The sequence below is a fragment of the Dryocola boscaweniae genome (assembly GCF_025215095.1).
In the GTDB taxonomy this organism is placed as follows: domain Bacteria; phylum Pseudomonadota; class Gammaproteobacteria; order Enterobacterales; family Enterobacteriaceae; genus Dryocola; species Dryocola boscaweniae.
Genome location: NZ_JALHAP010000079.1, coordinates 92,902 through 111,746, shown reverse-complemented (window position 1 = coordinate 111,746; position 18,845 = coordinate 92,902). Strand labels below are relative to the sequence as shown.

The following is an 18,845-nucleotide window of genomic DNA, read 5'->3' as shown; positions in this document are numbered from 1 at the left end:
CCGAAAAATTGCCAACAATGTACCGCAAGCCGCAGGTCATGTACATGGAGCATCCTTTTGTCCCCGTAAGAAATATCCAGGAAGCGCTCGCATGTTGCGCAAGTTGCTGCGCGCGCTTCGCTAACTTATTTATACTGAGCTTTATCCACCGCCATTTCTGGCGTGGAGTTTGCCCCTGGGCTGTTGAAACTAATAAAGGAAGACTGGCCATGAAGATGCGCCCTATTTTACTGAGCCTGACGCTCGCCACCGCGCTGAGCGGCTGCCAAAACATGGACTCCAACGGTTTATTAACCTCCGGCGCCGAAGCCTTTCAGGCCTATACGCTAAGCGATGCGCAGGTTAAAGAGCTGAGCGATAAATCTTGTGCGGAGCTGGACAGTAAAGCCACTATCGCCCCGGCAAGCAGCGACTATGCGAAACGCCTGACAAAAATATCCAGCGCGCTGGGCGACAACATCAACGGCATGCCGGTGAACTACAAAGTTTACGTCACTAAAGACGTCAACGCGTTCGCCATGGCGAACGGCTGTATCCGCGTTTACAGCGGTCTGATGGACATGATGAACGATAACGAAGTCGAAGCGGTTATCGGCCACGAAATGGGCCACGTCGCGCTCGGCCACGTGAAGAAAGGTATGCAGGTTGCGCTCGGCACTAACGCTGCGCGAGTTGCCGCCGCTTCAGCCGGCGGCATGATTGGCAGCCTGTCGCAATCGCAGTTAGGTGACCTGGGTGAAAAGCTGGTGAACGCGCAGTTCTCTCAACGTCAGGAATCGGAAGCCGATGACTATTCTTACGATCTGCTGAGAAAACGCGGTATTAACCCGATAGGCCTTGCAACCAGCTTCGAGAAGCTTGCCAAACAGGAAGAAGGCCGCCAGAGCTCAATGCTGGACGACCACCCGGCTTCCGCCGAGCGCGCGCAGCATGTTCGCGATCGCATGACTGCGGATGGGCTGAAGTAAGATAAAAAAATGGTGGATGGCGCTTACGCTTATCCACCCTACAACAGCCCTACGTATGCCGGATAAGCGTAAGCGCCATCCGACACCAACGTTTACTCGCCTTTCTTAGCCGCCTGGATATAGAGCATTTCCAGCGCCAGCGTAGCGCCTGCAAGAGCGGTGATTTCAGACTGGTCGTAGGCCGGAGCCACTTCCACGACGTCCATCCCAACAATGTTCAGGTCTTTGAGGCCGCGTACCAGCTTCAGGGCGCGGTCTGAAGTCAGGCCGCCGATAACCGGCGTGCCGGTCCCCGGAGCAAAAGCGGGATCCAGACAGTCGATATCAAAGGTCAGATAAACCGGCATATCGCCGACGATCTGCTTAACCTGGGCCAGAATATCGTCAACGGTGCGGTCGTTAACCTGGCCCGCGTCCAGTACGGTAAAACCATTGTCTTTGTCGAACTCGGTACGAATACCAATCTGCACGGAATGGTTTGGATCGATCAGACCTTCAAGCGGCGCGGTATAGAACATGGTGCCGTGGTCGAACTCGCAGCCGTTAGCATAGGTGTCGGTGTGCGCATCGAAATGCACCAGCGCCATTTTGCCAAAGTGTTTAGCATGAGCGCGCAGCAGCGGCAGAGTCACAAAATGATCGCCGCCGAAAGAGAGCATTCGCTTGCCCGCGGCCAGCAGTTTTTCGGCATGCGCCTGCAAACGCTCGCTCATGTCGCGTGCGTCGCCAAATGCATAAACCAGATCGCCGCAGTCTACGACATTCAGACGCTCGCGCATGTCGAAGTTCCACGGGAAGCGGCTGCCTTCCCAGGCAAGGTTAGTAGAAACCTGACGAATAGCCGCAGGGCCATGACGGCCGCCCGCGCGACCAGAGGTAGCCGCATCAAACGGAACGCCGGTGATCACCCAATCGGCATCGCTATCGTACGGCTGGAAGTTCAGCGGAAAACGTAAAAAACCGAAAGCATTGGATACCAGGGAATTATCGTACTGATGGCCTAGGGTGCTCATTGTATGACCTCTCGGTGAGTGAATTTATGTCAAAAAAAAGTCCCTTCCGCGTCGTTAAACCCGACGAGGAAGGGACTGGATTCGTTCAGATACTGTCTGTTGTCGCGGATTATCGCCGTAATTTCATCCGGGTTCAATAGTGCGTAATTCATACGCACAGTATAGAACAGGCTTCGAAATTACTCGTCTTCCAGGTAAGTGTAACCGTACAGCCCCGCCTCGAACTCTTCCAGGAACTGCTGCTGCAGGGCGGCATCCAGATCCGTCTGCTTCACCTGATCGCGGAAGTGGGTCAGCAAAGTATTCGGGTCAAGCTGCACGTATTCCAGCATGTCCGCGACGGTATCGCCTTCATCAGACAGCTCAACTTCCACGCTGCCGTCAGGGAACACGAATACGTCTACCGCTTCGGTATCGCCGAACAGGTTATGCATGTTGCCCAGAATTTCCTGGTATGCGCCAACCATAAAGAAGCCCAGCAGCGGCGGGTTGTCCGCATCGTATTCCGGCATCGGCATGGTGGTGGCAATACCGTCGCCGTCAATATAATGGTCGATTGCGCCATCGGAATCGCAGGTAATGTCCAGCAGCACCGCGCGACGCTCGGGAACCTGGTCCAGCCCCTCAAGCGGCAGCACAGGGAACAACTGGTCGATACCCCAGGCATCCGGCATAGACTGGAACAGCGAGAAGTTGACGTAGATTTTATCCGCCATACGTTCCTGCAACTCGTCGATAATGGGACGGTGCGCGCGGTTGCTCGGGTCCAGCAGGCGCTGAATTTCATGGCACATGCTCAGATAAAGCTGCTCCGCCCAGGCGCGTTCCTGCAGCGAATAGCTGCCCGAAGCGTAGCCGGTATGGATATCGTGCAGGTCGATCTGGCTGTCGTGCAGCCATTCACGCAGCGAGCGCCGGTTGTTCGGTTCATGCATCTCGCCCCACGTTTCCCACATACTTTGCAGCGCGCGCGGCGCGTCTTCAGCAGGCGCCGTTGGCGTTGTGTATTCGTTACGCTCAACGCCGATGATGTTGGACACCAGCACGGTATGGTGTGCGGTAACCGCACGGCCAGACTCGGTAATCACCGTCGGGTGCGGCAAGCCATGCTCTTCGCAGGCATCGCCGATAGCCCAGATAATATTGTTAGCGTATTCGTTCAGGCCATAGTTAACCGAACAATCCGACTGGGAACGTGTCCCTTCGTAGTCCACGCCCAGACCGCCGCCCACGTCGAAGCATTCGATGTTAACGCCCATCTTGTGCAGCTCAACGTAGAAGCGTGCGGATTCACGAACGCCGGTGGCGATATCGCGAATGTTCGCCATTTGCGAACCGAGGTGGAAGTGCAACAATTGCAGGCTGTCGATACGACCAGCTTCACGCAACATTTCAACCAGTTGCAGAACCTGAGTCGCCGCCAGACCAAATTTGGATTTTTCGCCGCCGGAAGACTGCCATTTACCGGAGCCTTGCGATGCCAGACGCGCACGCACGCCAAGGCGCGGCACCACGTTCAAACGCTCAGCTTCTTCCAGCACGATGCGGATCTCTGACATCTTCTCGATGACCAGATAAACCTTATGGCCCATCTTCTCGCCGATAAGCGCGAGGCGGATATATTCACGGTCTTTATAACCGTTACAGACGATCACTGAACGTGTCATGCCCGCATGCGCCAGAACGGCCATCAGCTCGGCTTTCGAACCCGCTTCCAGGCCAAGCGGTTCACCGGAATGGATCAGTGATTCAATCACGCGGCGGTGCTGGTTTACCTTAATGGGATAGACGAGGAAATAGTTGCCGTTATAGCCGTAAGATTCACGCGCGCGTTTGAATGCTGCGTTAATAGAGCGCAGGCGGTGCTGAAGAATCTGCGGGAAACAAAACAGTGCAGGCAAGCGCTGCCCCTGTGCTTCACGGGCTTTAACCAACTCCGCCAGATCGACCCGTGCCTCAGGCACATCCGGATCGGGGCATACGGTAATATGGCCCAGTTCGTTGACGTCGTAATAGTTATTGCCCCACCAGGCAATATTGTAAGTACGCAGCATCTTGCTGGCTTCCTGGGAGCTCATGGCAACCTCCTGCATGGAGCGGTGTACATTCTGCTCGCCCACTGACGAACCCGAAACAGAAGAGATTTTGTCAGACATGGCGAACCTCAAATTTAAACGAATGTGCAAAATAGTTGACTACTATCGCAGGGGCATCCTGCAATAACAACCCATTAACAGCGCGTAATAGCAGCATAAGACGCTGACAGAAAAACTGTGCGGCCGGTTTCTTTTTCATATCATTGTAAAACACATAGCCGAACTCCGTCGGACGGGTCGGCGAAACCACGAGAAACTCTTATCCAGGACAAGAGCGCCCTTGTTCAGGAACTATGGACGTATGTAACCAGCCCGGGAGTCCATCGATGCGCCAAAATGGGCATAACATCGGCTGGAATGGAGCAAAGAGATGCAGGTTGCGAGGGGCATATACGCGACCAGGACGGTCGCCAGATTCTGCGAATTACAGCGGTTTTTCAATCGTATCACCTCCACGCATACGGTTTAGGTATGCGACAAGCCAAAGCCTGGATAATTGCTCAGACCGGTGACAAACTTCATGTGAATAAGCCCCTGAAAGATGTCACTCAAAAAATTAACAGGAAAATCAATTAATTGATTTTCGCCTGATAACCACAAAGAAGGAAAAACCACGCTTTTTCCTTCTTTGTCAGCAATCATTGCTCAACCCGGCTGGAAGTGGGCAACACAAAAATCTGTGTGCTTGTTGAATGAGCCGCGCGCGCCGCTTTATACCGACAACAGGGGGAAAAAGCAAAGGATAAATGCAGCTTTTGCCAATGACGTCAGGAAAAATTGCCACAGCGGTTTATTCATAAATTTGATGAATGATAAAAATCGCTGGCAATCTGATTAAGGGTTAACCTAAAATGGCCGTCCAGATGTTAATCCGTCTATACTGATTAACTGTTAGACTGCCTGTCGTTCAACCTGCGGCGAATACCCACAATGTCAGCATATCGCACTGATGCGGGCGCCAATCAGAGCAGTCTTACTATACGAATTATTTTTAGGGTGAAGAAAACATGGCTAAACACCTTTTTACGTCCGAGTCTGTATCAGAAGGGCATCCCGACAAAATCGCTGACCAAATCTCCGATGCGGTGCTTGATGCGATCCTCGAACAGGATCCAAAGGCTCGCGTAGCTTGTGAAACCTACGTGAAAACCGGCATGGTTCTGGTTGGCGGCGAAATCACTACCAGCGCCTGGGTTGATATCGAAGAGATAACCCGTAACACGGTTCGTGAAATCGGCTACGTGCATTCTGATATGGGCTTTGACGCCAATTCTTGTGCGGTGCTGAGCGCTATCGGCAAACAGTCTCCGGACATTAACCAGGGCGTTGACCGTACCGATCCGCTGGAACAGGGCGCGGGCGACCAGGGCCTGATGTTTGGCTATGCCACTAACGAAACCGACGTGCTGATGCCGGCGCCAATCACTTACGCACACCGTCTGGTCCAGCGCCAGGCAGAAGTTCGTAAGAACGGCGCGCTGCCATGGCTGCGTCCGGATGCGAAAAGCCAGATCACCTTCCAGTATGACGAAGGCAAAATTGTCGGCATTGATGCGGTGGTTCTGTCTACCCAGCATTCCGAAGATATTGAACTGAAAACGCTGCAAGAAGCGGTGATGGAAGAGATTATCAAGCCGGTTCTGCCTGCTGAATGGCTTAACGCTTCCACCAAATACCACATCAACCCAACCGGCCGTTTTGTTATCGGCGGCCCAATGGGCGACTGCGGTCTGACCGGTCGTAAAATTATCGTTGATACCTACGGCGGCATGGCGCGTCACGGCGGCGGCGCGTTCTCCGGTAAAGATCCTTCTAAAGTGGACCGTTCTGCTGCATACGCTGCGCGTTACGTTGCGAAAAATATCGTGGCTGCGGGCCTTGCAGACCGTTGTGAGATTCAGGTTTCTTACGCCATCGGCGTCGCTGAACCTACTTCCATCATGGTTGAAACCTTCGGCACTGAGAAAATCTCAACCGAGCAACTGACCCTGCTGGTGCGCGAGTTCTTCGACCTGCGTCCATACGGCCTGATTCAGATGCTGGATCTGCTGCACCCAATCTACAAAGAAACCGCAGCCTACGGTCACTTTGGTCGTGAACATTTCCCATGGGAAAAAACCGACAAAGCCGCTCTGCTGCGCGAAGCTGCCGGCCTGAAATAATCCGCCACGCTTCAGACCTTCAAAGGCCAGCTCTGCTGGCCTTTTGTATTTTCACCTGCTGCAATCCCCGTTTTTACACGCCTCGTCTATACTTTCTTTCCGGCTGCCAAAACAGATTCTATGAAAACGATTACAGTCTGCTTGCCAAGCTTTTCAATCAGATTAATCCCTCTAATTCCCCCTAATGCTGCATTTGTTACAACTCGTTTCGGCTTAGTCTGAAAATCCAGCAAATCCCTTGCCGAAAGCTCACTTAATGCTATGTTTTATCTACATAAATAATGCATACACTTCTTGACACTTGTGTAACCGATTACACTAACGTGATTGGTATCACACTAATTTACGCGGCACTCACCTACCCTTAACAACGATAAAACTGATAATTCAACCGGAGGGCTATATGCCTGACACTAATAAAAAACACGGGCGCTCTAATAAGAGCATGACGTTTTTTGTCTGCTTCCTTGCCGCGCTGGCAGGTTTACTGTTTGGTCTGGATATCGGCGTTATCGCCGGCGCCCTGCCGTTTATCGCTAACGATTTCCAGATAAGCTCACACACGCAAGAATGGGTAGTCAGCTCCATGATGTTTGGAGCGGCAGTCGGCGCCGTCGGCAGCGGCTGGCTTTCCTTCCGCCTGGGGCGTAAATACAGCCTGATGATCGGGGCGATCCTTTTCGTTGCCGGTTCGCTGTGTTCCGCCTTTGCGCCAAACGTTGAAGTTCTGATTATTTCTCGCGTGCTGCTTGGCCTGGCGGTCGGGGTGGCGTCTTATACCGCCCCGCTTTACCTGTCTGAGATTGCGCCGGAAAAAATTCGCGGCAGCATGATTTCTATGTATCAACTGATGATTACCATCGGTATTCTCGGCGCCTATCTGTCCGATACCGCCTTTAGCTACTCCGGCTCCTGGCGCTGGATGCTCGGCGTCATCACCATTCCGGCCCTGCTGCTGCTGATTGGCGTGTTCTTCCTGCCGGACAGCCCGCGCTGGTTTGCCGCTAAACGCCGTTTCCACGATGCCGAACGGGTGCTGTTGCGTCTGCGCGATACCAGCGCGGAAGCAAAGCGTGAACTTGAAGAGATCCGTGAAAGCCTGCAGGTGAAACAAAGCGGTTGGTCGCTGTTCAAAGACAACAGCAACTTCCGTCGCGCGGTGTTCCTCGGCGTTCTGCTTCAGGTAATGCAGCAGTTCACCGGTATGAACGTCATCATGTACTACGCGCCAAAAATCTTCGAAATCGCCGGCTTCACCAACACCACGCAGCAAATGTGGGGGACGGTTATCGTCGGCCTGATTAACGTGCTGGCGACCTTTATCGCCATCGGTCTGGTGGATCGCTGGGGCCGCAAACCAACGCTGGTGCTGGGCTTCCTGGTGATGGCAACGGGTATGGGCGTGCTGGGGACTATGCTGCATGTCGGCATCCATTCTCAGGGCGCGCAGTACTTCGCCGTGGCTATGCTGCTGATGTTTATCGTAGGCTTTGCGATGAGCGCCGGTCCGTTGATTTGGGTATTGTGCTCTGAAATCCAGCCGCTGAAAGGCCGCGATTTTGGTATCACCTGCTCCACGACGACTAACTGGATCGCCAATATGATTGTCGGCGCAACCTTCCTGACCATGCTCAACACGCTGGGCAACGCGAACACCTTCTGGGTTTACGCCGGTCTGAACATCTTCTTTATCGCCCTAACGCTGTGGCTGGTTCCAGAAACCAAACACGTGTCCCTGGAACATATTGAACGTAACCTGATGAAAGGCCGACCTTTACGTGAGATTGGCGCTCACGACTAAGCCTGAAACTGCCCTTCTCCGCAAGGAGAGGGGCTTGCACTCTGCCCTTGCCCCATTCTATTCTCTGCCGTTATGAAATCCCCACGACTCCCTATCGCCGTCCAGCAGGCCGTTATGCGTTGCCTGCGTGAAAAATTACAGCAGGCAAATCTGCACTTAGGCCGTAACTACCCGGAACCGAAACTGGTATATCAGCAACGCGGCACCGCGGCGGGCACCGCCTGGATGGAAAGCTACGAAATCCGCCTGAATCCCGTGCTGCTGATGGAAAACCAGCAGGCGTTTATCGATGAAGTTGTGCCGCACGAGCTGGCTCACCTTCTGGTCTGGAAACACTTTGGCCGCGTGGCGCCGCACGGTAAAGAGTGGAAATGGATGATGGAAGCCGTGCTCGGCGTTCCCGCTCGCCGGACACATCAGTTTGAAGTGCAATCCGTTCGCAAAAACACCTTCCCCTATCGCTGTCGCTGCCAACTGCATCAGCTTACCGTGCGCCGCCACAATAAAGTGCTGCGCGGTGAATCTGAATACCGCTGCGTGCACTGCGGCGACCTGCTAAAACCCGAACTTACAGCTTTCTGTAATTAAAAAATTAACCAAAGAATTTTCTGATCCTGCCGATTGAAACTGGATAAATCCTCAGGTAGGGTGCGGGCACGTTTTAGTAAGGATTCTGGAAATGTCTCGCAAATATTTTTGGGCTGTTGCAGTTGTTGCAGCCCTCTCCTCTTTTTCTGCTTTCAGCTCCGGTATCAACAGTTTCTCTCAGGCCAAAACCGCTGGCGTCAAAGTGAATGCCGATGCGCCGGGAGACTTTTACTGCGGATGTAAAATCAACTGGCAGGGCAAGAAAGGTATTCCGGACCTTAAATCTTGCGGCTATAAAGTGCGTAAAAACGAAAACCGCGCGAAACGCATCGAGTGGGAACACGTTGTTCCGGCCTGGCAGTTCGGCCATCAGCGCCAGTGCTGGCAGAACGGCGGCAGGAAAAACTGCGCCAAAGATCCCCTCTATCGCAAAATAGAAAGCGACATGCACAACCTGCAGCCGGCGGTAGGAGAAGTAAATGCCGACCGCAATAACTTTATGTATAGCCAGTGGAACGGCGGCGAAGGCCAGTACGGCCAGTGCGAAATGAAAGTCGATTTTAAAGATAAGCTGGCCGAGCCGCCAGCTCGCGCACGTGGCGTTATTGCCCGCACCTACTTTTATATGCGCGATCGGTATCAACTGAGGCTTTCCCGTCAGCAGACGCAGCTTTTCGAAGTCTGGAACAGGCTGTATCCGGTAAGCCGCTGGGAATGCGAACGCGACGATCGCATCGCTAAAGTGCAGGGCAATCATAACCCTTATGTGCTGCGGGCTTGCCAGGCGCAAAACAGCTAACCTAAACTAGCTTCCATTGCTCATTTAGCTGTGAATGCCGAACAGGATTTTCGTAGGATGGATAGCGCCAGCTTATCCACCCTGGTCCGGACATACAGCATAACTATCGGATATTTTACGCATGCGTATACCCCGCATTCATCACCCTGAACTTCTCACCGTCGGCGAGGATGTGGCGCTCAGCGAAGACGCCGCAAACCATGTAGGCCGCGTATTGCGCATGGGAGCAGGCCAGGCTTTGCAGCTTTTTGACGGCAGCAATCAGATTTTTGACGCTGAAATCGTGCAGGCCGATAAAAAAAGCGTGCGGGTCAAAGTGCTTGCTGCAAACGCCGACGATCGCGAATCGCCGCTGCATTTGCATCTCGGCCAGGTGATGTCACGCGGCGAAAAAATGGAGTTCACTATTCAAAAAGCCGTGGAGCTTGGGGTGAACGTCATTACGCCTTTGTTTTCCGAGCGTTGTGGCGTAAAGCTTGATGCCGAACGTCTGAATAAAAAGCTCATGCAGTGGCGCAAAATCGCCGTTGGCGCTTGCGAGCAATGTGGCCGTAACCTGGTGCCGGAAATCCGCCCGGCGATGGAGCTTGAAGAGTGGTGCGCCGAGCAGGATGCAAGCCTGAAGCTCAATCTCCATCCTCGCGCCAGCGCCAGCATTAATACCTTGCCGCAGCCAGTCGAACGCGTGCGTTTGTTGATTGGCCCGGAAGGCGGTTTAACGGCGGACGAAATTGCCATGACCGCACGCCACCAGTTTACTGATATCTTGTTAGGACCACGCGTTCTGCGCACTGAGACTACCGCGCTCACCGCCATCACCGCGCTTCAGGTGCGTTTTGGCGATCTGGGCTAAAGGAGAGGAAGAATGATCAAGCTCGGCATCGTGATGGATCCCATCGCAAACATTAACATCAAGAAAGACTCAAGCTTCGCCATGCTGCTCGAAGCGCAACGCCGCGGTTACGAGATCCATTACATGGAAATGGCGGATTTGTACCTGATTAACGGTGAAGCGCGCGCGCGTACTCGTCTGGTTTCCGTCGAGCAAAATTACGACAAATGGTACGACTTCGGTAGCGAGCAGGATATTGCTCTGACCGATCTTAACGTCGTGCTGATGCGTAAAGATCCGCCATTTGATACCGAATTTATCTACGCCACCTATATCCTTGAGCGCGCCGAAGAGAAAGGCACGCTAATCGTCAATAAGCCCCAGAGCCTGCGCGATTGTAACGAAAAACTATTCACCGCCTGGTTTGCGGATTTAACCCCGGAAACGCTGGTGACGCGCAACAAAACGCAGCTTAAAGCGTTCTGGCAGAAGCATGGCGATATCATTATGAAACCGCTGGATGGCATGGGCGGCACTTCTATTTTCCGTGTGAAGGAAGGCGATCCTAACCTCGGCGTGATTGCAGAAACCCTGACCGAACTCGGTAACCGCTACTGCATGGCGCAAAACTATCTGCCGGCTATCGTCGATGGCGACAAACGCGTTCTGGTCGTTGACGGCGAGCCGGTTCCTTATTGCCTGGCACGTATTCCGCAGGGCGGAGAAACGCGCGGTAATCTGGCGGCTGGCGGTCGTGGCGAACCTCGTCCGCTGACTGAAAGCGACTGGGAAATTGCGCGTCGCGTGGGCCCAACGCTAAAAGCCAAAGGGCTTATTTTCGTCGGCCTGGATATTATCGGTGACCGCCTGACCGAGATTAACGTCACCAGCCCCACCTGCATCCGCGAAATCGAAGCCGAGTTCCCGGTTTCCATCACCGGTATGCTGTTTGACGCAATCGAGAAGCGACTCGCGAAATAATCTTTAAGCGGCGGTAGGGAAACCGCCAGTAGTGACAGCTAGCTGCTTTCCCCGCATACTGGGCGCTGTCGCTTTTTCAACCGGGATCAGAACCTCTGACAATGAATTTACAGCATCACTTTCTTATTGCCATGCCAGCTCTCCAGGACCCCCTCTTTAAGCGCGCCGTAGTTTATATCTGCGAATACAACGAAGATGGCGCAATGGGGATAATCATCAATAAACCTCTCGAAAATCTTCAGGTCGAAGGCGTGCTGCAGAAGCTGAAGATAGAACCCGATCCTCGCGACCCCGCCATCCGCCTTGATAAGCCCGTATTTATCGGTGGCCCGCTGGCTGAAGACCGTGGTTTTATCCTGCACAGCCCACCGGATCTTTTCGCGTCGAGCATTCGCATCTCGGACGATACCGTCATTACCACCTCCCGGGATGTGCTGGAAACCCTCGGCACGCCAAACCAGCCGAAAGAGGTGATGGTGGCATTAGGTTATTCCTCATGGGAAAAAGGGCAGCTTGAGCAAGAGATCCTCGAAAACGCCTGGCTTACCGCCCCGGCCGACGCCGCCATTTTATTCCACACCCCGATTGCCGAACGCTGGCGCGAAGCGGCGAAGCTGATTGGCGTTGATATCCATACAATGCCAGGCGAAGCGGGGCACGCGTAATGAGCGGTGGAACACTTTTAGCTTTTGATTTCGGGACCAAAAGCATTGGCGTGGCGATTGGCCAACGCATCACCGGCACCGCCCGCCCGCTCACCGCTCTGAAAGCTCAGGACGGCACGCCTGACTGGAACGCCGTGGAAAAAATCCTGAAAGAGTGGCAGCCAGACGAAGTGATTGTTGGCCTGCCGCTGAATATGGACGGCACAGAACAACCGTTGACCGCCCGCGCCCGCAAATTTGCAAACCGTCTGCACGGCCGCTTCGGCGTGAAAGTCTCCCTGCAGGATGAACGTCTCAGCACCGTTGAAGCGCGTGCGGGCCTGTTTGAACATGGCGGCTTCCGGGCGCTTAACAAAGGCAGCATCGATTCCGCTTCCGCGGTAGTGATCCTTGAAAGCTGGTTTGAATATCATCCCTGACTGGTTTTGCTGCCAGGTGGCGTACCGGTAGCCGCGTTCTGCAGCTTATGCTTCGCGGCTGCGGCCTTCAGTTCCTTTAGCAGGTCAGAGGAATTCATAATGCTTTCTCCCGTGGCGCATTAGCAGCATCCGCATCCTTATCGATTTTTCCTTCTCGCACAAGCTGAGCCTCACTCTGCGCAAAAGTTTGCATGCCATGCTGTTGCCCTGTCTGTAACAGGCCGGGTAACTGATGCGTTTTGCCTTCGCGAATCAGATTCGCCACCGCGGCGGTATTTACCAGCAGTTCGTACAGGGCGACCCGCCCTCCGTTCGTTGTTGGCAATAACTTTTGTGCCAGCACGGCTTTAAGGCTGCCTGCAAGCTGGCTGCGGATATGGCTTTTTTCTTCAGCCGGGAATACGTCTATCAATCTTTCCACCGCCTGCGCCGCGCCGCGTGTATGCAACGTAGCCAGTACCAGATGCCCCGTTTCCGCCGCGGTTAAAGCAAGCCTTATGGTTTCGCTGTCTCTTAACTCTCCCAGCAGGATCACATCCGGGTCTTCGCGCAGCGCGGCTTTTAGGCCGGCGGCGAATGTCTGGCAATGCGCGCCCAGCTCCCTTTGTTGAATCAGACACCGCCCGGAGCGATGCACAAACTCCACCGGATCTTCCAGCGTGAGAATATGCCCATCCAGATGCTGATTGAGATGGCCTACCATCGCTGCAAGCGTGGTGGATTTGCCGCTGCCGGTGGCGCCTGTGACAAGAATCAGGCCATCAGGCATTTGTAGTAGCGATGGAATTATCGGCGGAGCGCCAGATTCCTCGAACTTCGGACAGCTTGATGAAAGCAAACGTAACGCGAGAGAATAGCCATGAAGCTGACGGAACGCGTTGGCGCGCAGCCGAATATTATCTGCAAGCGTCACGGCAAAATCCAACTGCCCCGTCTCTTCCAGCTCTTCTTGTTGTCCCTTCGCAAGCCAGCCGGCAAGCAGAGTTTCGGGTTCGGGCGCGGTTTCCGGCAAGGGCTCAAGCCTCCCTTGCCTGCGCCAGCGAGCAGATTGCCCCGTGCACAGGTGTAGATCGGAAGCGTTATGCTTTACACTAAGGGCCACAATTTCTTCGATATCCATATCACTTTCCAACGTATGAACGAGATAGCGCACAATCTGGCACAGGTTCACCACAAAATCTCTGCGGCAGCGTTACGCTGCGGCCGGGCTTGCGAAGAAGTTACTTTGCTTGCAGTCAGCAAAACAAAACCTGCGAGCGCCATCGAAGAAGCGGTTGCCGCCGGGCAGCGTGCTTTTGGCGAAAACTACGTGCAGGAAGGCGTGGATAAAATTCGCTACTTCGCAGAAAAAGGCGCCCAGCCGCTTGAATGGCACTTTATTGGCCCTTTGCAGTCGAACAAAAGTCGTCTGGTCGCCGAAAATTTTGACTGGTGCCATACGGTTGACAGGCTGCGCATTGCCACTCGCCTGAGCGAGCAGCGCCCGGCGGGGCTGTCGCCGCTTAACGTCTTGATTCAAATTAATATTAGCGATGAACATAGCAAATCCGGAATCGCGCTTAGCGAGCTTGACCAGCTTGCGTCTGAAGTCGCCGCGCTACCGGGTTTGGTGTTAAGGGGTTTAATGGCGATTCCTGCCCCTGAACCCGATTATGAGCGTCAGTTTGCTGTTTGCAGCCAGATGGCCGCGGCATTCGAAGCGCTCAAAAACCGTTATTCGACGGTCGATACTTTATCTCTGGGCATGACCGATGACATGGACGCCGCGATTGCCGCAGGCAGCACCATGGTGCGCATTGGAACCGCTATTTTCGGCGCGCGGGATTATTCCGCTCGCTAATCACTAATGTTTGAGGAACGCCATGCAGATGTTGACCTTCCTGATTTCCACCATCGTTGAGCTTTATGTCATGGTGCTGTTGCTGCGCATCTGGATGCAGTGGGCGCGCACTGACTTTTATAATCCGTTTTCCCAGTTTGTGGTGAAAGCAACGCAGCCGATAATCAGTCCGCTGCGCCGCTTTATTCCTTCGATGGGACCAATTGATACCGCCTCGTTGCTTATCGCCTACGTGCTTTGTCTTCTAAAAGCGATGGTGCTTTTCCAGGCTATCACCTTCGCCCCAATTATCTGGATTGCCGCTCTGTTGGTGCTGCTGAAAACCGCCGGTCTGCTGTTCTTCTGGGTGATGATTATTCGGGCGCTGATGAGCTGGGTAAGCCAGGGACGCAGCCCGGTTGAATTTGTGTTGATGCAGCTCACCGAACCGTTTATGGCTCCGGTGCGTCGCATTCTGCCTGCGATGGGCGGCATCGATTTCTCCGGCATGATCGTGATTCTGGCGCTTTACGCCCTGAATATCGGCGTGGCCGAGCTGCTGGCGCTTTCCGGTAATATGCTGCTGCCGAGCCTGTGGATGGCGCTTTGAGTGCAGTGAGTCAAACCTCCGACGGGCTGGTTTTGCGGCTGTATATTCAGCCTAAAGCCAGCCGGGATTGCATTATCGGGCTGCATGGCGACGAGCTTAAAGTCGCCATCACCGCCCCGCCGGTAGACGGTAAAGCCAACGCTCATCTGGTAAAGTACCTGGCTAAACAGTTCCGCGTCGCCAAAGGCCAGGTGCTGGTTGAAAAAGGCGAACTGGGCCGCCATAAGCAAATTAAGATTATCGACCCGCAACAAATCCCGACGGAAGTCGCGGCATTGCTCGAATAATTACCCAAATTTCACAGGATCCCGCTATGCAAAAAGTTGTCCTCGCTACCGGTAACGCCGGTAAAGTGCGCGAACTCGCCGATTTACTGCGCGACTTTGGTCTTGATGTCGTGGCACAAACCGAGCTGGGCGTAGAATCCGCCGAGGAAACCGGCCTGACTTTTATTGAGAATGCCATCCTCAAAGCCCGCCACGCGGCGCAGGTCACAGGCCTGCCGGCAATTGCCGATGATTCCGGCCTCGCGGTTGATGTTCTTGGCGGCGCTCCGGGAATTTATTCCGCGCGTTACGCCGGTGAAAATGCTACCGACCAACAAAACCTTGAGAAGCTGCTTGCTACGCTCAAAGATGCGCCGGACGAACAACGCCAGGCTCAGTTCCACTGCGTTCTGGTTTATATGCGCCATGCCGAAGACCCAACGCCGCTGGTGTTCCACGGCAGTTGGTCCGGAGAAATCACTCGCGAAGCCGCGGGCGCAGGCGGCTTTGGCTATGATCCAATCTTCTTTGTCCCAAGCGAAGGCAAGACCGCCGCGGAACTCACCCGCGACGAGAAACGCGCGATATCCCATCGGGGACAAGCGTTGAAACTGTTACTGGAAGCAATGAAAAATGGCTAATTTGCCACCGCTGAGTCTCTATATTCACATCCCGTGGTGCGTGCAGAAGTGCCCCTACTGTGACTTCAACTCTCACGCGCTCAAAGGCGACGTGCCGCACGACGAGTATGTCAGCCACCTGCTGCGCGATCTGGATCTTGACGCGCCTTTGGCACAAGGACGTGAAATAAAGACCATCTTTATTGGTGGCGGAACGCCAAGCTTGCTCTCAAGCGAGGCGATGCAAAACCTGCTCGACGGCGTGCGTGCGCGCCTGCCGTTAGCAGCAGATGCAGAAATGACGATGGAGGCGAACCCTGGCACAGTCGAGGCCGATCGTTTCAACGGCTATCAGCGCGCCGGAGTGAATCGCATCTCAATCGGCGTGCAAAGCTTTAGCGAGCCAAAGCTAAAACGTCTGGGCCGCATCCACGATTCTGACGAGGCGAAACGAGCGGCGAATCTGGCAAGCGGCCTCGGGCTTCGCAGTTTTAACCTCGACCTGATGCATGGCCTGCCGGATCAGTCGCTGGAAGAAGCGCTGGACGATTTGCGCCAGGCAATCGAGCTTAACCCCCCGCATTTGTCCTGGTATCAGTTGACCATTGAGCCGAATACGCTGTTCGGTTCTCGTCCGCCAAAACTGCCGGACGATGACGCGTTATGGGATATTTTTGAACAGGGCGACAAGCTGCTGACCGCCGCGGGTTATCAGCAGTACGAAACCTCGGCCTACGCTAAACCTGGCTTCCAGTGTCAGCACAACCTGAACTACTGGCGCTTCGGAGACTATCTGGGCATCGGCTGCGGCGCTCACGGTAAAATTACGTTTGAAGACGGTCGCATTTTGCGAACCGCCAAAACGCGCCATCCTCGCGGCTATATGGACGGGAAATACCTTGACCGCCAGCATGACGTGGAGCAGGCCGACAAACCGTTCGAGTTCTTTATGAATCGCTTCCGCCTGCTGGAAGCTGCGCCGCGCAACGAATTCAACTTATACACCGGGCTTGGTGAAGACGTTATTCGTCCTCAGTTAGATGAAGCGATAGCTAAAGATTATCTGATTGAGACGGCGGAACACTGGCAGATTACCGAGCACGGCAAACTGTTCCTGAATTCGCTGCTGGAGCTGTTTTTGGCGGAGTGAGAGGAGACGGCGGATGGCGCGTTGCTTATCCGCCCTACGGAACGATTCGCCCTTGCAGGGCGGATAAGCGTCGCGCCATCCATCCCACGGTAATGATTCGCCCTTGTAGGGCGGATAAGCGTAGCGCCATCCGCCGCTTAAGTTTACTTCAGCGTTTCAACCAGCCCTTTACGCTGGCCTTCCAGCGTCACCACTTTGCTGCATACATCGCGGCCGAACTGCTCAAAATCTTTTTCCTGATTTTTCCACTCGTTCTGAATCGAGGTTTGCAGACCGCCCAGGCTACCCAGCACGCCCTGTAATGGATTGCCGCCGCCTTTGAGCACCGCTTTTGCGCCCATCTCGTTAATGCTGTCCTGCAGGATGCCGCCCATCGCCTGGTTTACCAGGGTCTGGCCGTCGGCCCGTACCTGGTCGATAGCTTTATAGTGGAAGGTTAATCCGTCCTGACGATGTTCAATAATGCGATTCATCTGCTCTTTAAGCTGGGCATCAAGCTTAGTCAAACGGCCGCGCATATTGCTGCTCTCGCCAACTTCCTGAGCGATAATTTTATCCAGCGCTACACGTCCTTTTTCAACTCGATTACGTGCACCGGTATCAATCCACGGCAGATCGGTACGCAGCGCCTGCTGATAGTTAATCGCCAACTGGCGCTGCGTTGCATTCAAAGTGTGCGGCTTGCCGTTAAACTGCAGGCTGCCGTCCGGGGCGATAACTAAATTGCCGTTCTCACCGACTACCTGCACAGACTGCGGGCTAATGACCACGTCATCGCGCGGGTTCACGCTGCATTTATAATCGGCCTGCGCCTGCATAGCGGTGAGGAGCAGAACGCCCATTAAAGCCTTACGAATCATAGCTACTCCTGATAAAAAAACGGGCCGGCTAAACCGACCCGCAGAGACTGACTATCAATCCCACCAGACGTCGAACAGATCGCTCATGCGAATATCTTCGACCTTGTGATCTTCGAGCCATTTACGCACCAGCGCCTGATGCTCTTCGGTGCATTTGCCGATTTCCTGCTTGCAGATTAATCCATCCCACGCGAGGTAACCGCCGCCGTCAAAGGCCAGGCCGTTTTTATCGATGACGTCGTTAATAAACGCATCAACGGTTTTATCAATCTGTTCTTCCGAGGTGCCTTCCGGGAAACGCCATGCAACTGAGAACCCCAGCTCCTGGAATTCGTCGATATGCATTTTTTTACGCAAACGACGGCTACGATTTTTTGCCATTATTTTACCCTCTCGAACATTAAGTCCCATACGCCATGACCAAGACGATGGCCACGTTGTTCAAATTTGGTCACCGGACGCGAATCCGGACGCGGTACGTAGTCGTTATTCTCCGACTGATTTTGATAACCGTCGATAGAAGACATCACTTCGAGCATGTGTTCAGCATAAGGTTCCCAGTCGGTCGCCATATGGAACACGCCGCCCAGTTTCAGTTTGCGCTTCACCAGCTCCGCAAAAGGCACCTGAACGATACGGCGTTTATTATGACGCGCTTTGTGCCAGGGATCAGGGAAAAAGAGCTGAACCATGTTTAAAGAATTGTCAGGAATCATATTTTCCAGCACTTCTACCGCGTCGTGGCACATTACGCGCAGGTTTTCGACGCCCGCTTCGTGCGCGGTGCTCAGGCAGGCGCCCACGCCCGGCGAATGCACTTCAATACCGAGGAAATTCTGATCGGGCTTAGCCCCCGCCATAGCCACAAGCGATGACCCCATGCCAAAACCGATTTCCAGCGTGACCGGCGCTTCACGTCCAAACAGCGCGGCAAAGTCAGCGGGTGCGGCTTCATATTCGACGCCCATCACCGGCCAGTAGTTTTCCAGCGCGTGCTCCTGGCCTTTAGTCAGGCGGCCCTGGCGGCGGACAAAGCTGCGAATCCGGCGCAGCACGCGGCCTTCTTCATTAAATTCCGGTGAGATGACGTCATTTTTCATGGGTTTTGGCTACGTGTTAGTGTTCGGGAAACGGGCATTATCCAAAGTTAGTGGTGAGTTGCAAGAACAAGCACAGGAAAGTTCCGGTTTACAGCC

Annotated in this window: 23 protein-coding genes; 14 read left to right on the top strand and 9 right to left on the bottom strand. The window is 54.1% G+C overall.

From position 1 onward, the window contains the following. Positions 1 to 209: 209 nt before the first annotated feature. Positions 210 to 968 (top strand): metalloprotease LoiP, encoded by a 759-nt coding sequence (loiP, locus tag MUA00_RS13035; RefSeq protein WP_271123469.1) that lies wholly within the window; start codon positions 210 to 212, stop codon positions 966 to 968. A 92-nt stretch (positions 969 to 1,060) separates the two neighbouring features. On the opposite strand, the gene speB is transcribed toward loiP, so the two are convergent. The 5 genes from speB to MUA00_RS13015 all read right to left on the bottom strand — a co-directional run bounded on the left by speB (position 1,061) and on the right by MUA00_RS13015 (position 4,719). Beyond that, positions 1,061 to 1,981, bottom strand: a complete 921-nt coding sequence (gene speB / locus MUA00_RS13030; protein WP_271123468.1) for an agmatinase — start codon at positions 1,979 to 1,981, stop codon at positions 1,061 to 1,063. A 179-nt stretch (positions 1,982 to 2,160) separates the two neighbouring features. After that, positions 2,161 to 4,137, bottom strand: coding sequence for a biosynthetic arginine decarboxylase (gene speA / locus MUA00_RS13025; protein ID WP_271123467.1), 1,977 nt, complete (start codon positions 4,135 to 4,137; stop codon positions 2,161 to 2,163). Then, positions 4,130 to 4,276, bottom strand: coding sequence for an acid stress response protein YqgB (gene yqgB, locus MUA00_RS13020; RefSeq protein WP_271123641.1), 147 nt, complete (start codon positions 4,274 to 4,276; stop codon positions 4,130 to 4,132). The genes speA and yqgB overlap by 8 nt, the downstream gene beginning before the upstream one ends. Positions 4,277 to 4,368: 92 nt before the next feature. Continuing rightward, on the bottom strand, positions 4,369 to 4,467 hold the full coding sequence (locus MUA00_RS21410; protein WP_456298738.1) for a hypothetical protein: 99 nt from the start codon (positions 4,465 to 4,467) through the stop codon (positions 4,369 to 4,371). Positions 4,468 to 4,542: 75 nt separating this feature from the next. Beyond that, a complete protein-coding gene (locus MUA00_RS13015) occupies positions 4,543 to 4,719 on the bottom strand; it encodes a hypothetical protein (protein WP_271123466.1) in 177 nt (58 codons plus the stop codon). Positions 4,720 to 5,084: 365 nt separating this feature from the next. Between MUA00_RS13015 and metK the strand changes: the two genes are divergently transcribed. The 8 genes from metK (at position 5,085) to ruvX (ending at position 12,324) form a co-directional block, all read left to right on the top strand. After that, positions 5,085 to 6,239, top strand: a complete 1,155-nt coding sequence (gene metK / locus MUA00_RS13010) for a methionine adenosyltransferase (protein WP_271123465.1) — start codon at positions 5,085 to 5,087, stop codon at positions 6,237 to 6,239. Between the two features lie 403 nt (positions 6,240 to 6,642). Continuing rightward, positions 6,643 to 8,040, top strand: a complete 1,398-nt coding sequence (locus tag MUA00_RS13005) for a sugar porter family MFS transporter (protein ID WP_271123464.1) — start codon at positions 6,643 to 6,645, stop codon at positions 8,038 to 8,040. Positions 8,041 to 8,112: 72 nt separating this feature from the next. Further along, complete coding sequence (locus MUA00_RS13000) at positions 8,113 to 8,628, top strand: SprT family zinc-dependent metalloprotease (RefSeq protein WP_271123463.1); 516 nt, start codon at positions 8,113 to 8,115, stop codon at positions 8,626 to 8,628. A 91-nt stretch (positions 8,629 to 8,719) separates the two neighbouring features. After that, positions 8,720 to 9,427 carry a deoxyribonuclease I gene (gene endA / locus MUA00_RS12995; RefSeq protein WP_271123462.1) on the top strand — a complete coding sequence of 236 codons (708 nt, stop codon included), beginning with the start codon at positions 8,720 to 8,722 and terminating at the stop codon, positions 9,425 to 9,427. A gap of 121 nt (positions 9,428 to 9,548) precedes the next feature. Then, entirely contained in the window at positions 9,549 to 10,280 is a 732-nt protein-coding gene (gene rsmE, locus MUA00_RS12990) for a 16S rRNA (uracil(1498)-N(3))-methyltransferase (protein ID WP_271123461.1), read from the top strand. A 12-nt stretch (positions 10,281 to 10,292) separates the two neighbouring features. Further along, entirely contained in the window at positions 10,293 to 11,240 is a 948-nt protein-coding gene (gene gshB, locus MUA00_RS12985) for a glutathione synthase (protein ID WP_271123460.1), read from the top strand. 101 nt (positions 11,241 to 11,341) lie between these two features. Further along, positions 11,342 to 11,905, top strand: a complete 564-nt coding sequence (locus tag MUA00_RS12980; protein WP_271123459.1) for a YqgE/AlgH family protein — start codon at positions 11,342 to 11,344, stop codon at positions 11,903 to 11,905. Continuing rightward, complete coding sequence (gene ruvX, locus MUA00_RS12975; RefSeq protein WP_271123458.1) at positions 11,905 to 12,324, top strand: Holliday junction resolvase RuvX; 420 nt, start codon at positions 11,905 to 11,907, stop codon at positions 12,322 to 12,324. Before MUA00_RS12980 ends, ruvX begins: the two co-directional genes overlap by 1 nt. 94 nt (positions 12,325 to 12,418) lie before the next feature. On the opposite strand, the gene MUA00_RS12970 is transcribed toward ruvX, so the two are convergent. Continuing rightward, positions 12,419 to 13,444: a type IV pilus twitching motility protein PilT gene (locus MUA00_RS12970; RefSeq protein WP_271123457.1), complete on the bottom strand. Its 1,026-nt coding sequence runs from the start codon at positions 13,442 to 13,444 to the stop codon at positions 12,419 to 12,421. A gap of 15 nt (positions 13,445 to 13,459) precedes the next feature. Between MUA00_RS12970 and MUA00_RS12965 the strand changes: the two genes are divergently transcribed. From MUA00_RS12965 to hemW, 5 genes are read left to right on the top strand one after another with little or no spacing between them, the layout of a single operon-like run. Further along, positions 13,460 to 14,164 carry a YggS family pyridoxal phosphate-dependent enzyme gene (locus MUA00_RS12965; RefSeq protein WP_271123640.1) on the top strand — a complete coding sequence of 235 codons (705 nt, stop codon included), beginning with the start codon at positions 13,460 to 13,462 and terminating at the stop codon, positions 14,162 to 14,164. A gap of 22 nt (positions 14,165 to 14,186) precedes the next feature. Next, entirely contained in the window at positions 14,187 to 14,753 is a 567-nt protein-coding gene (locus MUA00_RS12960) for a YggT family protein (protein WP_271123456.1), read from the top strand. Beyond that, complete coding sequence (gene yggU, locus MUA00_RS12955; protein ID WP_271123455.1) at positions 14,750 to 15,040, top strand: DUF167 family protein YggU; 291 nt, start codon at positions 14,750 to 14,752, stop codon at positions 15,038 to 15,040. Before MUA00_RS12960 ends, yggU begins: the two co-directional genes overlap by 4 nt. Positions 15,041 to 15,066: 26 nt before the next feature. Continuing rightward, positions 15,067 to 15,660: an XTP/dITP diphosphatase gene (locus MUA00_RS12950; RefSeq protein WP_271123454.1), complete on the top strand. Its 594-nt coding sequence runs from the start codon at positions 15,067 to 15,069 to the stop codon at positions 15,658 to 15,660. Further along, positions 15,653 to 16,789, top strand: a complete 1,137-nt coding sequence (gene hemW / locus MUA00_RS12945; protein WP_271123453.1) for a radical SAM family heme chaperone HemW — start codon at positions 15,653 to 15,655, stop codon at positions 16,787 to 16,789. The genes MUA00_RS12950 and hemW overlap by 8 nt, the downstream gene beginning before the upstream one ends. A gap of 143 nt (positions 16,790 to 16,932) precedes the next feature. Here hemW and MUA00_RS12940 read toward each other — a convergent pair whose 3' ends face one another. Genes MUA00_RS12940 through trmB form a run of 3 tightly spaced genes read right to left on the bottom strand, consistent with a single transcriptional unit; the run spans position 16,933 to position 18,749 of the window. After that, entirely contained in the window at positions 16,933 to 17,649 is a 717-nt protein-coding gene (locus tag MUA00_RS12940; RefSeq protein WP_271123452.1) for a YggN family protein, read from the bottom strand. A 54-nt stretch (positions 17,650 to 17,703) separates the two neighbouring features. Next, complete coding sequence (locus MUA00_RS12935; protein ID WP_121263800.1) at positions 17,704 to 18,030, bottom strand: YggL family protein; 327 nt, start codon at positions 18,028 to 18,030, stop codon at positions 17,704 to 17,706. Then, the gene (gene trmB, locus MUA00_RS12930) at positions 18,030 to 18,749 is read right to left on the bottom strand and encodes a tRNA (guanosine(46)-N7)-methyltransferase TrmB (RefSeq protein WP_271123451.1); all 720 of its coding nucleotides are present in this window, start codon (positions 18,747 to 18,749) and stop codon (positions 18,030 to 18,032) included. The genes MUA00_RS12935 and trmB overlap by 1 nt, the downstream gene beginning before the upstream one ends. Between the last annotated feature and the right edge of the window lie 96 nt (positions 18,750 to 18,845).

Coding starts and splice junctions, on each gene's coding strand:
- loiP (WP_271123469.1), top strand. CDS start 210: ATGAAGATGCGCCCTATTTTACTGAGCCTGACGCTCGCCACCGCGCTG.
- speB (WP_271123468.1), bottom strand. CDS start 1,981: ATGAGCACCCTAGGCCATCAGTACGATAATTCCCTGGTATCCAATGCT.
- speA (WP_271123467.1), bottom strand. CDS start 4,137: ATGTCTGACAAAATCTCTTCTGTTTCGGGTTCGTCAGTGGGCGAGCAG.
- yqgB (WP_271123641.1), bottom strand. CDS start 4,276: ATGAAAAAGAAACCGGCCGCACAGTTTTTCTGTCAGCGTCTTATGCTG.
- MUA00_RS21410 (WP_456298738.1), bottom strand. CDS start 4,467: ATGCCCCTCGCAACCTGCATCTCTTTGCTCCATTCCAGCCGATGTTAT.
- MUA00_RS13015 (WP_271123466.1), bottom strand. CDS start 4,719: ATGATTGCTGACAAAGAAGGAAAAAGCGTGGTTTTTCCTTCTTTGTGG.
- metK (WP_271123465.1), top strand. CDS start 5,085: ATGGCTAAACACCTTTTTACGTCCGAGTCTGTATCAGAAGGGCATCCC.
- MUA00_RS13005 (WP_271123464.1), top strand. CDS start 6,643: ATGCCTGACACTAATAAAAAACACGGGCGCTCTAATAAGAGCATGACG.
- MUA00_RS13000 (WP_271123463.1), top strand. CDS start 8,113: ATGAAATCCCCACGACTCCCTATCGCCGTCCAGCAGGCCGTTATGCGT.
- endA (WP_271123462.1), top strand. CDS start 8,720: ATGTCTCGCAAATATTTTTGGGCTGTTGCAGTTGTTGCAGCCCTCTCC.
- rsmE (WP_271123461.1), top strand. CDS start 9,549: ATGCGTATACCCCGCATTCATCACCCTGAACTTCTCACCGTCGGCGAG.
- gshB (WP_271123460.1), top strand. CDS start 10,293: ATGATCAAGCTCGGCATCGTGATGGATCCCATCGCAAACATTAACATC.
- MUA00_RS12980 (WP_271123459.1), top strand. CDS start 11,342: ATGAATTTACAGCATCACTTTCTTATTGCCATGCCAGCTCTCCAGGAC.
- ruvX (WP_271123458.1), top strand. CDS start 11,905: ATGAGCGGTGGAACACTTTTAGCTTTTGATTTCGGGACCAAAAGCATT.
- MUA00_RS12970 (WP_271123457.1), bottom strand. CDS start 13,444: ATGGATATCGAAGAAATTGTGGCCCTTAGTGTAAAGCATAACGCTTCC.
- MUA00_RS12965 (WP_271123640.1), top strand. CDS start 13,460: ATGAACGAGATAGCGCACAATCTGGCACAGGTTCACCACAAAATCTCT.
- MUA00_RS12960 (WP_271123456.1), top strand. CDS start 14,187: ATGCAGATGTTGACCTTCCTGATTTCCACCATCGTTGAGCTTTATGTC.
- MUA00_RS12950 (WP_271123454.1), top strand. CDS start 15,067: ATGCAAAAAGTTGTCCTCGCTACCGGTAACGCCGGTAAAGTGCGCGAA.
- hemW (WP_271123453.1), top strand. CDS start 15,653: ATGGCTAATTTGCCACCGCTGAGTCTCTATATTCACATCCCGTGGTGC.
- MUA00_RS12940 (WP_271123452.1), bottom strand. CDS start 17,649: ATGATTCGTAAGGCTTTAATGGGCGTTCTGCTCCTCACCGCTATGCAG.
- MUA00_RS12935 (WP_121263800.1), bottom strand. CDS start 18,030: ATGGCAAAAAATCGTAGCCGTCGTTTGCGTAAAAAAATGCATATCGAC.
- trmB (WP_271123451.1), bottom strand. CDS start 18,749: ATGAAAAATGACGTCATCTCACCGGAATTTAATGAAGAAGGCCGCGTG.